The organism is Nocardia alni (assembly GCF_019038435.1).
Classification (GTDB): domain Bacteria; phylum Actinomycetota; class Actinomycetes; order Mycobacteriales; family Mycobacteriaceae; genus Nocardia; species Nocardia alni.
Genome location: NZ_JAGPOX010000012.1, coordinates 1 through 12,863, shown reverse-complemented (window position 1 = coordinate 12,863; position 12,863 = coordinate 1). Strand labels below are relative to the sequence as shown.

General features: G+C 66.5%; 10 protein-coding genes. 3 read left to right on the top strand and 7 right to left on the bottom strand.

What is annotated here, in order from left to right:
• Positions 1-69: 69 nt before the first annotated feature.
• On the top strand, positions 70-924 hold the full coding sequence (locus tag JZ791_RS07170) for an NAD(P)H-binding protein (RefSeq protein ID WP_216893393.1): 855 nt from the start codon (positions 70-72) through the stop codon (positions 922-924).
• A 171-nt stretch (positions 925-1,095) separates the two neighbouring features.
• A complete protein-coding gene (locus tag JZ791_RS07165; protein ID WP_216893392.1) occupies positions 1,096-2,106 on the top strand; it encodes an agmatine deiminase family protein in 1,011 nt (336 codons plus the stop codon).
• Between the two features lie 6 nt (positions 2,107-2,112).
• On the opposite strand, the gene JZ791_RS07160 is transcribed toward JZ791_RS07165, so the two are convergent.
• Genes JZ791_RS07160 through JZ791_RS07135 form a run of 6 tightly spaced genes read right to left on the bottom strand, consistent with a single transcriptional unit; the run spans position 2,113 to position 9,993 of the window.
• Positions 2,113-2,775 carry a hypothetical protein gene (locus JZ791_RS07160; RefSeq protein ID WP_216893391.1) on the bottom strand — a complete coding sequence of 221 codons (663 nt, stop codon included), beginning with the start codon at positions 2,773-2,775 and terminating at the stop codon, positions 2,113-2,115.
• 8 nt (positions 2,776-2,783) lie between these two features.
• Positions 2,784-4,454 (bottom strand): ABC transporter family substrate-binding protein, encoded by a 1,671-nt coding sequence (locus JZ791_RS07155; protein WP_216893390.1) that lies wholly within the window; start codon positions 4,452-4,454, stop codon positions 2,784-2,786.
• 40 nt (positions 4,455-4,494) lie between these two features.
• A complete protein-coding gene (locus JZ791_RS07150) occupies positions 4,495-6,174 on the bottom strand; it encodes an ABC transporter family substrate-binding protein (protein WP_216893389.1) in 1,680 nt (559 codons plus the stop codon).
• Positions 6,175-6,197: 23 nt separating this feature from the next.
• Complete coding sequence (locus tag JZ791_RS07145) at positions 6,198-8,066, bottom strand: ABC transporter ATP-binding protein (RefSeq protein ID WP_216893388.1); 1,869 nt, start codon at positions 8,064-8,066, stop codon at positions 6,198-6,200.
• A complete protein-coding gene (locus JZ791_RS07140; protein ID WP_216893387.1) occupies positions 8,063-9,016 on the bottom strand; it encodes an ABC transporter permease in 954 nt (317 codons plus the stop codon). The genes JZ791_RS07145 and JZ791_RS07140 overlap by 4 nt, the downstream gene beginning before the upstream one ends.
• Positions 9,013-9,993 (bottom strand): ABC transporter permease, encoded by a 981-nt coding sequence (locus JZ791_RS07135; RefSeq protein WP_216893386.1) that lies wholly within the window; start codon positions 9,991-9,993, stop codon positions 9,013-9,015. The genes JZ791_RS07140 and JZ791_RS07135 overlap by 4 nt, the downstream gene beginning before the upstream one ends.
• A gap of 250 nt (positions 9,994-10,243) precedes the next feature.
• On the opposite strand from JZ791_RS07135, the gene JZ791_RS07130 reads away from it, so the two are divergent.
• Positions 10,244-11,110 (top strand): HAD family hydrolase, encoded by an 867-nt coding sequence (locus tag JZ791_RS07130; protein ID WP_216893385.1) that lies wholly within the window; start codon positions 10,244-10,246, stop codon positions 11,108-11,110.
• 87 nt (positions 11,111-11,197) lie between these two features.
• Here the strand turns inward: JZ791_RS07130 and JZ791_RS07125 are convergent.
• Positions 11,198-12,863, bottom strand: a 1,666-nt coding sequence (locus JZ791_RS07125; protein WP_216893384.1) for an N-acetylmuramoyl-L-alanine amidase, incomplete at its 5' end; no start/stop codon positions are given.

Here is a 12,863-nt window from a genome sequence, read left to right as displayed (position 1 = left end):
GGCCGGACTGTCGCGGTTGTGCCGTTTTTTCCTATCGGCGCAGGTGGGTCGGGCGAGAGGCTGATAATCATGATTCTGGTGACGGGTGCCACGGGCACCATCGGACGTGATGTGGTTCGGCGGCTCGTGCTGCGCGGCGACAAGGTGCGGGCGTTGACCCGCGACCCGGGGGCGGCGATCTTCCCCGCCGGTGTGGACGTTGTCCGGGGGGATTACGACGATCCGGCCTCGCTGGACGCGGCCATGGCGGGAGTGGAAGCGGCGTTCCTGGTCGGGGTGCTGGAACCGGGTAAACCGGGTGGGGATGCGGCGCTGGTGGCCGCCGCGCGGGCCGCGGGCGTGCGCCGGGTGGTGAAGCTTTCGGCGATCGGCACCGGCGATACGACCCTGGGGATCTTCGCGACCTGGCATATGGCCGGTGAGCAGGCGGTTCGGGACAGCACGCTGGCGTGGACGATCCTGCGGCCGAGCCAGTTCGCCTCGAACACGCTGGCCTGGGCCGATGCCGTGCGCGCGGGTCGGCCGGTGCCGGTCCGGACGGGGACCGGCCGTCAGGGCACGATCGATCCGCGCGATATCGCGGAGGTCGCGGTGCGCACGCTGACTTCGGACGATCATGCGGGCCGGACTTACACGCTGACCGGTCCGGCGGCACTGTCGGAACCGGATCTGGCATTCGAGCTGGCCAGTGCGTTGCAGCGGCCGGTGGCGCTGCAGGAGCTGTCCTCGGAGTCGGTGCGTGAGGTGCTGCGGGCGCAGGGGCGGTCGGAGGAGTTCATCGATGGGGCGCTGGGCGGTACGGAGTTCATCCGGGACGGCGGCAATGTCGCACTCACCGATGATGTGCGGCAGGTGCTGGGGCGTGAACCGGGCGCCTATGCGCGGTGGGTGCGGGACCATCTGGATGCTTTCATAGCGGACTGACTCGCGAGTGTGCGTGTCGTCACACTCACCCCTGGGGAGCATCGCTGACCACGGAACAGACTGGTCGGGCGCCCCGACACGCTGTACGGCACGCCGATTGTGCGCCGTAAAACGGTCGCTTACCAGCTGGTTTATGGCGCATATCGGACGGAGTGGATACCGTCAGAGGTCATGACGCGCTATGTGATGCCGGCCGAGGGGGCGCCGCACGCCCGAACCTGGCTGGCATGGCCGGCGAAGGAGTCGGTGTGGGAGTCGCTGCTGCCGCAGGCGCGCGCCGACGTCGCACGCTTGGCCCGGGCCATCGCCGAGCACGAGCCGGTCGCGCTCCTGGTCCGGCGTGAGCACCTCGAACAGGCGCACCGGGCCCTCGGATGTTCGGTCGAGCTGGTGTCCGCGCCGCTGGACGATCTGTGGGTGCGCGATACCGGCCCGACGTTCGTGCGCGCGGCGGACGGATCCCTGGCCGGGATCGATTTCAACTTCAACGGCTGGGGGCAGAAGGCCGAGTACCACATGGATGCGAAGGTGGTGCGCAAGACGCTCGAGTACCTCGGAGTCCAGCGGGTGGTCGCGCCGATCGTGGCCGAGGGCGGGTCACTCGAGGTCGACGGGGAGGGCACACTGCTGGCGACCGAGAGCTCCCTGGTCAACCCGAATCGCAATCCGGGCAGCGACCACGACGAGATCGAGCGCGCCCTGGGCGAGTTGCTGGGCGTGACGAAAGTGGTGTGGTTACAAGGGGTCACCGATGAGGATGTGACCGACTGTCACGTCGACGCGGTCGCCCGGTTCGCCGAACCCGGTGTGGTGCTGGTGACCCGGCCGTTGGCCCCTCGGCCCGAGGACGCCTTCGCCCGCGCCGCCGCCCGCGCGCAGGACATTCTGCGCGAGGCCACCGATGCCAAGGGCCGTCGCTTCGACGTCATCGAACTGCCGCAGCCCAATCCGGTGGATATGCCGGGAAAACGGGAGCCGGAATTCCTGTACACCTACGTCAATTTCTATATCGGCAACGATGCGGTCTATGTGCCCGCCTTCGGGGACCGGCGCGGAGACGACCGCGCGGCGGGCATTCTGGCCGACGCGTTTCCCGGCCGCGCGATCGTCCCGGTGCAGTACAACACCGTCGCCGAGGGCGGGGGCGGAATCCATGCCTCAACCCAGCAGCAGCCGGTGTGACCGGGGTCAGCTGGGATCCGAGCCGCGAATCGCGCCGAACCAGACGGCGGCGCCCGCGGCGACGGTGAGCGCCGCGACGAAGGCGGGGAAGCCGCCGCCCGCGACATAGACCCAGAGCAGGGCGGCGAAGGGGGCGGCGACGGCGAATTGGGCGTCCAGCAGCAGGCGCCGGGTGGGACGGGCCGCGGCGGCGGCGTGGGCGAGGCCGTCCGGGTCGGGGCGGCTGGGGTTCTCGTGCAGGCGGCCGATCGGTTCGGTCTCGCGCAGGGGGCCCGAGGGATACAGTCGCCGAGCGCCGAGGCCGACCGTACCGCCGCCGAATTCGGCCGTCGATTCGGGCATGGTGACCAGCGCGGGGTCGAAATAGACCGGAAGCCAGTGGGTTACGTCATCGATGGTGAATTCCAGCCAGGATCGGCTCAACAGGCGGTGTTGCTGACGGAGCCTGCGGAAGGTGATCGTGCGCACTGCGTTCTGCCCCGGCGCGGTCGTGTGCCATGGCAGCACCCCGAGGGCCACCGCCAGCCGGAATGCGGTGTAGCAGAGGATCACCAATGCCACGGCCGCCAGCATGGCGAGCTGTTCGGTATCCGCGAACGGCGCCCAGGCGAGGCAGATCGCCAGGGCGCCGAGCGTCGTCAGCACCGGATAGGCCAGGGGGTGGCCCATGCCGGAAATCACTTCAGGAAACCGATTTTCGTCCAGTCGATGTTGGCCAGCCCGTACGCGCCGATGTTGGCGAGGTTGGCACGCACGGCGTAGGTCCCCGACGCCTGTTGCAGCGGCAGCGAATAGCCTTCCTGCCAGATCAGCTTGTCGCACTGGTTGGCCAGGGCGATCGCCTTGTTCGGATCCAGTTCGGACATGGTCTGCTCGATCAGGGCATTGAGTTCGGGGGAGCCGATACGAGCCTTGTTGCTCTGCAGGTTGTTCGGGTCGTAGGCGTAGATCTGCGGCAGGGAGATCAGCGGCAGGCTGCTGCCGCCCCAACTGAACTGGGCGAGATCGAAATTGCCCGGATCGATGACATCGGTGAACAGTCCGGTGCCCGGCACCGTCTGGATATCCACCTTCACCCCGACCTTGGCGAGGTCCTGCTGGACGATCTTGGCGGTGTCGACCCACTCCTTCTGATCGAACATCACATCGCGCAGTTCGAGCTTCTTACCGTCCTTTTCACGAACGTCGCCATGCAGTGTCCAGCCGAGCGCGTCGAGTTCCTTGGCGGCCTCGGCGGGGTCGAACGCGACCGGCGCCGAATTGTCCTGATACCCCTTCTGTCCCATCACGAAGATGTGATTGTTCAGCGGCTTGGGGTTGTTCACGATGCCCCGCTGCGCCTGGTCGACGATCGCCTGCCGGTCGACCGCCTTCGAAATCGCCACCCGCAGTTTGGGATCGGACAGCAGCGCGCCCGGGCCACCGTTGAACGTGATGTGGCTCCAGCTCGGTTCGGGGCTGCGCCGCACGACGACGCCGGGTGAATTCTTGGCGGCGACGACATTCGCCAGACCCGACACATAGGTGTAGTCGATCTCGTTGTTCTGCACCGCACCCAGCACCGCGCTCTGGTCGAGCCTGGTGTAGGTGATGGTGTCGAGCTTGGGCGCGGGGCCCCACCACTTGGGATTACGGCCCAGCACCACGCGGTCCTGCGTGCGGTCGATGCCGGTGATGACGAACGGACCGGAGGTGACCTTCAGATCGTTGCGGTCCATATCGCTGAAGGCCTGCGGGGACGCGGTCACCGCCTTCGGATAGAGCGGGCTGAACATGCCCTGCCACTCGGCGTACGGCTTGTTGAAGGTGACGATCGCCTGCCGGTCGTCGACGCCGCGTGCCACTTTCGAGACACGCTCGAAGCCCTGGGAGAAATTGATCTGGTACCCCTGGCTCGCGTTGCCGAGCGCATGGGCCTCGGATTGCAGGTCCTCCCACGTGATCGGCGACCCGTCGGACCATACGGCCTTCGGATTGATGGTGAAGGTGACCTGCTGCGGATTGGTGCCGGTCAGCTTGATGTCGGTGAAATAGTTGTGGTCGACCGTCAGGTTGCCGGCTGCGTCGCTGACGAAGGTATCCGGCATCAGCGGTTCGATGATCGAGTTGAGGTCCGCGTCGCCACCGTCGATATGCAGGTCGTTGAAGGTCGCCGGGAACGAGGAGATCGACAGGCGCAGGTTCCCGCCGTCGCGCAGGGCGCTCGGATCCTTCGGGTTGATGTCGTTGGTCGAGTTGACGTCGACATTGGCAACCTGATTATTGGTACCGGAACCGCATCCCGACACCACCAGTCCGACCGCGACCACGGGGATCGCGAGCGGGACTATTTTCGAACGAATCCGCATGGATCGATCCTTCCGTCGGGACGAGGTCATATCTCACTACTCATTTGACGAAGCCGATGCTGGTGTAGTCGTAGGACGCTAACCCGGGCGCCCCGATATTGGCGAGCGTGGTTCGCGTCGCCCAGTTGCCCGGATCCTGGGTGAGCGGAAGTGAATGGCCCTCGGCGAAGATCTGCCTGTCGACCTGGTTGGCCAGCTGAATCGCCTTGGCGGGATCGAGTTCGGTGAGCGTCTCATCGATCAGGGCGTTCAGTTCGGGCGAGCCGATGCGGCCGAAGTTGCCCTGCACGTCGTTCGGATAGAGGCCGAATTCCTGCGGAATGCTGCTGTATACGAACACATCACCCATCAAGATGTACTGCGAGACGTCGAAATCACCCGGAATGATCACCCGGCTGAAGAAGTCCAGCCCGGGCCGGGTGTCGATGGTCAGCTTCGCGCCGACCTCGGTCAGATCCTGCTGGATCATCTTCGCGATCTGCACCCAGGTCGGATCGTTGTACATGACATCGCGAATGATCAGCTGGCGACCGTCTTTCACGCGTACGTCGCCCTGGAGCTTCCAGCCGATGGCATCGAGCTGTTTCGCCGCCGCGGCCGGGTCGTAGGCGACCGGGGCCGAATTGTCCTGATAGCCCTGCTGTCCCTCGATGAAGATGTGGTTGTTCAGTACCCGCGGGTGTGCGGTCAGGCCCCGCTGCGTGGCATCGGCGATGGCCTGCCGGTTGATCGCCTTGCAGATCGCCACGCGCAGTGCGGAATCGGCGAGGATGGAACCGGGAGCGCCGTTGAAGGTGAGCCAGCGCCACATATTCGCCGGAGCATGCCGCAGGGCCACGGCCGGGGTGCGCCGAATGAGCAGGACGTCGTTGATATTCGACAGCCGCGCCGCGTCCAGCTCGTTGTTCTGCACCGCGGCGGCCCAGGTGGACTGGTCGAGCACGCTGTAGGTGACGGTGTCCAGCTTCGGCGGTGCGCCCCACCATTTCGGGTTGCGCGCCAGCACGATTCGCCCCTGGGTGCGGTCGGTGGACTGCACGATGTACGGTCCCGCTGTCGCCGTGATGTTGTCGGCCAGGCTGTGGTTGAACGCATCCGGCGTACCCGTCACCGATTTCGGGAACAGGATCGAATTGCCCGAGAACTGCCCGCGCCAATCGGCGTACGGCGTCGAGAAGGTCAGCACCGCCTGGCGGTCGTCGACGCCGCGCTCGACCTTCTCCACCCGGTCGAAACCATTGGTGATGGCGATCAGGAAGCGTTTGTCCTTGCCGTTCAGCGCCTGCCAGGTAGCGGCCAGATCCTCCCAGGTGATCGGCGTGCCGTCGGACCACACCGCCTTCGGGTTGATCGTGTAGACGACCTGCTGTGGGTTCGTGCCGGTCATCTTGACGTCGGTGAAGTAGTCGGTGTCGACCGTGAGTGCTCCGGCGGCGTCGGACTTGAACGCTCGCGGCATCATCCATCGGATGAGGTCGGCCGACTCGCCCTCGTTGCCGTCACTGGACTGCACATTCCAGTTCGACGGGTAGGCGGTGATCGCCAGCCGCAGATTGCCGCCGTCGCGGATGTTGGCGCGCGGCTGCGGATTGATGTCGTTGGTGGTACCCAGGGATGTGGGGCCGGTTGGGCCGGTGCCCACCCCGGACGAACAGGCTGCCGAGAACGCCGTCGACACTGTGGCCGCCGCGACGGCCTTGGCGAATGTGCGTCTCTTCACACCTGGGCTCCTATCGGACGAGGCTATCGGACAACGGCGGGTACGGGAATCGCGTCGATGAGGGCGCGGGTGTACTCATGCTGTGGATCGGTCAGAATCTGTTCCGCCGGACCGTATTCCACGATCTTGCCGCGATACATGACCGCGATGTCGTGCGCCAGATTGCGGACCACCGAAAGATCGTGGGAGACGAACAGATACGACAGTCCGCGCTCGGCCTGCAACTCGCGCAACAGATTCAGCACACCGGCCTGGATGGACACGTCCAGCGAGGACACCGGCTCGTCCAGCACCAGGATCTCCGGATCCAGCGCCAGCGCCCGCGCGACATTGATGCGCTGTTTCTGCCCGCCGGAGAAATCGGCCGGATAACGATCCATATGTTCCGCGCGCAACCCGACCTGCCGCAGCAGTTCCGGCACCCGGGTGCGAATCTCCGCCCGCGAGCGCCCGATGATGCGCAGCGGCTCGGCCAGTGCGTCGAAGATCGGCAGCCGAGGGTCCAGGGATGCGGACGGGTCCTGGAACACGATCTGCATCTTGGCCCGGATCTCGCGGCGACGCTCCTTGGTGAGCGTGGCGACGTTGCTCCCGAGCACCTCGATATCGCCAGCCTCGGGTGCGATCAGATCCATGATCTGGGTCAGCGTGGTGGACTTGCCGGACCCCGACTCGCCGACCAGCGCCAGCGTGCGGCCGGCGCGCAACTCGAAGCCGATGCCGTCGACCGCGCGCACCTCGCCCTTGCGGCGGCGGAATATCACGCCCGAGGTGATCGGGAAGACCTTGGTCAGATCCGAAACCCGCAGCACCACACGCTCGTCCGGCACGGCCTCGGGCTCGGCCTCGGTGATCTCGCGCCGGTAGGCCGCGAACAGGTCGGCGGTGTCGATGTCGGCGGTGCGGATACAGGCGGCGCGATGTGCTTGCGTGATGTCCTGCAGCGCAGGTTCCGCGGCCGTGCACTCCTCGATGGCGACCGGGCAGCGCGGTGCGAACGGACAGCCCGGGGGCAGCGCGTGCATGGCCGGCGGGGATCCGACGATGGGGATCAGCGGTGCGCGGGCCGGGCCGTCCATGCGCGGGATCGACCCGAGCAACCCGACCGTGTACGGCATCCGCGGTGAGTTGAAAAGCTCAGTAGTACTGGCTGTTTCGACGATTCGCCCGGCATACATCACCGCAATGCGGTCGGCGATGGTGGCGGCGATGCCCATATCGTGGGTGATCATGATGACGCCCGCGCCGGTGATATCGCGCGCCTTGCGCAGCAGATTCAAGATCTGTTTCTGCACGGTGACGTCCAGCGCCGTTGTCGGCTCGTCACAGATGATCAGTTCCGGATCGTTGGCGATGGCCATCGCGATCACCACGCGCTGGCGCATGCCGCCGGAGAATTCGTGCGGAAATGCCTTCGCCCGCACCCGCGGTTCGGGAATGCCCACCAGGTCCAGCAGTTCGACGGCCCGCTCGGCCGCCTGCTGTTTGGTCATCTTCCCGTGTGCCAGCAGGGCTTCGGCGATCTGATCGCCGATCCGGTAGACCGGCGTGAGCGCCGAGAGCGGGTCCTGGAACACCATGGAGATATTGCTGCCGCGCAGGCTCGACAGCCGGCGGTCGTCCATGCCGAGCAATTCCTTGCCGCGCAATCGGATCGAGCCACGCACGCGGGCCTGATCGGGCAGCAGTCCGATCACGGCCAGCGACGAGACCGATTTGCCCGAACCGGATTCGCCGACGATCGTGAGTACCTCGCCGTCGGCGACGGTGTAGCTCACACCACGCACCGCGTCGATGCGGCCCTCTTCGCCCGGAAAGGATACGTGCAGGTCCGAGACCTCGAGCAGGGGCGCTGTCTTGCCCTTCTCGGCGCTGACCGGGGTATCCGTCATGACGCCTGCACCTTCTGCTTCTTCCTGTCGGACTTGTCCGGCTTACGGCGGGCCCGGGCACGTTTCGAGGTGGGGTCGAACGCGTCTCGCAAACCGTCGCCGACCAGGTTGGCGCACAACACGATCAGGACCAGGAACAGCGACGGGAACATGATCATCCAGGGAAAGGTCAATCCCGCATCGGAATTCATCTCGATCAGCGTGCCCAGCGACAGATCCGGCGGCTGCACGCCGAATCCGAGGTAACTCAGGCCGGTTTCGGCCAGCACCGCCGAGCCGATCGCGAGCGTGGTGTCGATGATCAGGAACGACGCCACGTTCGGCACGATGTGCGTGACGATCACCGAACGCGTCGAGGCGCCCATATATCGTGCGGCCCGCACGAATTCGCGCTCGCGCAGGCTCAGGGTCAGCCCGCGCACGATGCGCGCGCTGATCATCCAGCCGAAAGCGGCGAGCAGCACGATGAGCAGCAGGATCGACCCGTTGCTCTTGGTACGCGGTGAGAAGATCGCGATGATGATGAAGCTGGGCACCACCAGCAGCAGATCGACCAGCCACATGATGGCGCGGTCGGTCCAGCCGCCGAGCAATCCCGCCACCGAGCCGGCGGTGACGGCCAAGATCGAGCCGATCACGGCCACCGAGAAGCCGATGATCAGCGATTTCTGCAGGCCGTGCAGTGTCTGGGCGAGCACGTCCGCGCCGCTGGCGTCGGTGCCGAACGGGTGATCCGGGCTCGGCGGCATATACGCCTGCGTGTTGTCCAGATACTGATAACTGTGCGGCAGGAACGGCGGTAGCGCGAAGGCCGCGATCACGATGATCAACAGCACGATGGCGCCGACGATGGCGGCCTTGTTGCGAAGGAACCGGCGCCACACCAGCTTCCGGCGTCCTGCCGCGGCGGGTTCGGGCGCGCCCTGGGTCAGGAGCTCCATCTCCGTCATGCCACACGCACCCGCGGGTCGAGCAGGGCGTACACGATGTCCGACAGCAGGCCGGATATCAGGATCACCAGTCCGGCGAAGGTCGTCACCGTCGTCACGATGTACAGGTCCTGTGAGTTGATCCCGTCCACCAACCATTCGCCGATGCCGTGCCAGCCGAAGATCTTCTCGGTGAAGACCGCGCCGGTGACCAGGCCGCCCAGGCCGTAGGCGAACAGCGTCGCCATCGGGATCAGGGCCGTGCGCAGGCCGTGTTTATAGAGTGCGCGCTTGCGGGTGAGCCCCTTGGCCCGGGCGGTTCGGATGAAATCGCTCTCCAGCACATCGAGCATCGCATTGCGCTGGTAGCGGCTGTACCCGGCCATCGAGCCGAGGGCCAGGCCCAGGGTCGGCAGCACCAGATGTTGGAGGCGATCCACGATCTGGTTCCACAGTCCGCTGATCGCCGAGGCCGAGGTCTCACCGGTATAGAGGAAGATCTGCTGCCCGGTGGCGTTGTTGAGTTGTAGCGCACCGTATTTCAACAGGGTCGCCAGGACGAAGATCGGCGTGGACAGGATCAGCATCGAGACGATCGTGGTGAAGTAGTCGCTGAACCGGTACTGCCGTATCGCGCCCGCCGCCCCGATCAGCACGCCCAGTACGGTCCCCACCACCGAGCCGATCAGCAGCAGCCGCAGGCTCACCCCGACGCGGCGGCCCAGTTCCGAACTCACCGGCTGCCCGGCCAGGGTCTGCCCGAAGTCGCCGTGCAGCACGATGCCCTCCACCCAGGTGCCGTAGCGCGGCAGGATGGGCTCGTTCAGATGCAGCTGCGCCGCCTTGGCATCGATCACGGACTGGGGTGGTCGGGGGTGACGTTGTTCGAGACTGTCCAGCGGGTGGAACGTCAGTGACGCCAGGGCGAAGGTCAGGAATGACGCGAGCACCAGCAGCACGACATAGTTCAACGCTCGGCGCAGCAGGAAGCCGGTCACAGCTGCGCCTCGCTGGCGCTCGGCTCCGCTGCGACCGCTGGTGCTGTGTTGATGGTTCCCTCGCTACGCTCGGTCACAGCTGCGAACGGTGGTGCTGTGTCTGTGATTCCCTCGCTGCGCTCGGTCATCTGTCCCCTCGGGTCGGTTACTAGCCCCTGATCATAGGGATAGATTTTCGGTCGGGCGTGTTACGTACCGCCCCCGCGGCAGTGTGGAGCGGGATTACTTCCGCGCGGGCGGTTCGGGCAGGATGGACTGGGTGACTCACCCGCACCTGCCGAAACCGAAGATGGTGGCTACCGACGTCGACGGCACCCTGATCGACGCCGACGAGCAGGTGACCCCGCGCACCAAGGCCGCGGTGGCGGCATTGGTCGCCGACGGGGTGCCGTTCGTGCTCGCCACCGGGCGTCCACCCCGCTGGATCGATCCCGTCGTGGCGGGGCTCGGCTATGCGCCGCTGTGTGTATGCGGCAACGGCGCGGTCATCTACGACAGCGCCACGGATCGCATCCTGCAGCAGATCTCCCTGGATGTGGCGAGTCTGGCGTGGCTCGCGGAACTGGCCGAGCGGGTGCTGCCCGGATGTGGTCTGGCCGCCGAGCGAGTGGGCGCGAGCGCGCACGACGCCGCGACCCCGCAGTTCGTCAGCTCGCCCGAGTACCAGCACGCCTGGCTCAATCCGGACGATACCCAGGTCGCACGCGCGGAGGTGCTCGCCGCCCCGGCCATCAAGATGCTGATCCGGCTGCCGCGCGCGACCAGCGCCCAGATGCACGACGCGATCGCACCGCGGCTGAACGGCCGCGCCGATGTCACCTATTCGACCGACAACGGGCTGATCGAGCTGTCCGCCCCGGGGGTCACCAAGGCCTCCGGATTGGCGATCGCGGCCGAGCGCCTCGGCGTGGAACATCGCGAGATCCTCGCCTTCGGGGATATGCCCAACGACGTCCCGATGCTCCGGATGGCCGGGCACGGCGTGGCGATGGGCAACGCCCATCCTGCCGCGCAGGCCGCCGCGGACGAGGTGACCGCGGCGAATACGGCCGACGGGGTCGCCCGGATCCTGGAGCGCTGGTGGCCGGCTGAATCGTTGAGTACCAATAATCATTGACGGACCGGAATTGATATCTGATCGAATAGTTGTCGGCGTGGGATCGACGATGCGTCGGAATCGTTGGCAGGTGTGGCGGACTCGCGCTCAGTTGGCCGGAGCCGCGGGTGCCGAGGTTCCGGCATCGGGCTGCCCTGCGGCCGTTTCGCTGTAAATCTTGTACAGCGCCGTGACGATCCCAGTGGCCGTGTTCATGATCAGTGAGCCGTTCTGGAAATCGGTCCGCATGCCGTCCGGGACGGGGTAGGCGTTCTTCAGCGGCAGGCCCAGCACTCCGGACTCGCCGCCGAGCTGGATGAACCGGTCCAGCAGATGTCCGGCGAGTTCGATGATGGCGCCGTCGGGTGCGGCGTATACGTAGCCGTTGACGAACTTACCGACCTGACCGCCGTCCGGCGTCTGCTCCGGCTCCGCGGTGGCCGCACCGAGGCGGCTGTTCGGACCGCCCTGTCCGGCCCAGTATTTCGCGACCGGGCTGGTTCCGATCATGTTGAGCAGCTTGGTGGTCAGGGCAGCCAGCGCGGCGATATCGGCCTGGGTGCGTTGGGATTTGGGCGTTGTCCCGGTGGTGTCAGTTGCCGCGGCTTCCGGCGCCGGGCTCGAATTATCGGCAGGCGCCGCGGCTTTCGCCTCGGTGCCGGGACTCAGGTTCGTCGCGTTCGCGGCATTCGCGGCGGCGTCGCGGATGCGATCCATCAACGCGTAGGCGGCATCGCCCGGGCAGACGGTGTTCCCGACGTCGCGGTGCGCGAAGACGATCGGCAACTGCACGGCCTGACCCTGTTTGTACTTGGTGTATTGCGTGCCTTCGGAATACATGGTGGTGCGGCCCTTGGGATCCAGCCCCGCTACCTTGGCTCGCCACCCGATGAACTGCCCGATCGCCTGGATCGCGGCGTCGGACGGTGGTTCGGTCTCGTAGTCGCCCATGATCGCGACACCGGAGGTGTTCTCGTTGAATCCGCCCGCGTGCGCGCCCTCCACGGGCTTGTCCAGCCCGCCCGCGCGGCCCTCGAAGATCTGCCCGTACTTGTCGACCAGCGCGTTGTAGCCGATATCGCACCAGCCCAACGTCTTCGCGTGATAGGCGTAGATGGCGCGGACGATGCCGGCGGATTCGGCCTGGCTGTAGTCGTTGCGACCGGCGGTGTGGTGCACGGTGATTCCGCCGAGGCCGTCGTCGTAGGTGGGTTTGTCGCACAGCAGCGACGGGTCCGCGCCCCACTGATCGCGGGTGATCACCTTGGGGCCGCCGCCGGGCAGTGCTGCGGCGATCGTGGACAGCGCCGAGTCGGCCGCGCCGCGGCCCGGATCGATCAGCACGGCCGAGATGTCCTGGCTCGCCGGGAGCGCCGGATCGTCGGCGCGGGCCGGGGTCACACCGGTCGGCGCGGCGGCGTCGGCCTTGTGCGTCGTCAGGACCTGCACGGCCTTGGTGTTGCCGACGTAGATCGGTTCGGTGCCGGTCCTGGTGTTCACCGCATGGTCGTTGCGGCCGGTGTCGACGCGCGCGGTGGGGTACCACGGTCCCCACGTGCCGTCGGAATTGCGTGAACGGATCATCGCGGTGGTGTCGGCCAGATCCTTCGCGGTGAGCGCGACCATGCTGAAGGGCTTGTCCCGGGTGAGTTCCTTGACCTGTGCGCCGACCTGATCGGCGAGATTCCGCGGGACGGCGCCGGGGGCCAGCGCGGGGCTTTCCGGATCGGCCCCGGGGACCACGGGAGCATGGGGGTCCGCCGCCGGGGTGGGT

Bases quoted from the DNA above. Each gene is read 5' to 3' on its own strand.
- JZ791_RS07140 (WP_216893387.1), bottom strand. From the start codon at position 9,016: ATGACGGAGATGGAGCTCCTGACCCAGGGCGCGCCCGAACCCGCCGCG.
- JZ791_RS07130 (WP_216893385.1), top strand. From the start codon at position 10,244: ATGGACTGGGTGACTCACCCGCACCTGCCGAAACCGAAGATGGTGGCT.
- JZ791_RS07155 (WP_216893390.1), bottom strand. From the start codon at position 4,454: ATGCGGATTCGTTCGAAAATAGTCCCGCTCGCGATCCCCGTGGTCGCG.
- JZ791_RS07165 (WP_216893392.1), top strand. From the start codon at position 1,096: ATGACGCGCTATGTGATGCCGGCCGAGGGGGCGCCGCACGCCCGAACC.
- JZ791_RS07145 (WP_216893388.1), bottom strand. From the start codon at position 8,066: ATGACGGATACCCCGGTCAGCGCCGAGAAGGGCAAGACAGCGCCCCTG.
- JZ791_RS07160 (WP_216893391.1), bottom strand. From the start codon at position 2,775: ATGGGCCACCCCCTGGCCTATCCGGTGCTGACGACGCTCGGCGCCCTG.
- JZ791_RS07170 (WP_216893393.1), top strand. From the start codon at position 70: ATGATTCTGGTGACGGGTGCCACGGGCACCATCGGACGTGATGTGGTT.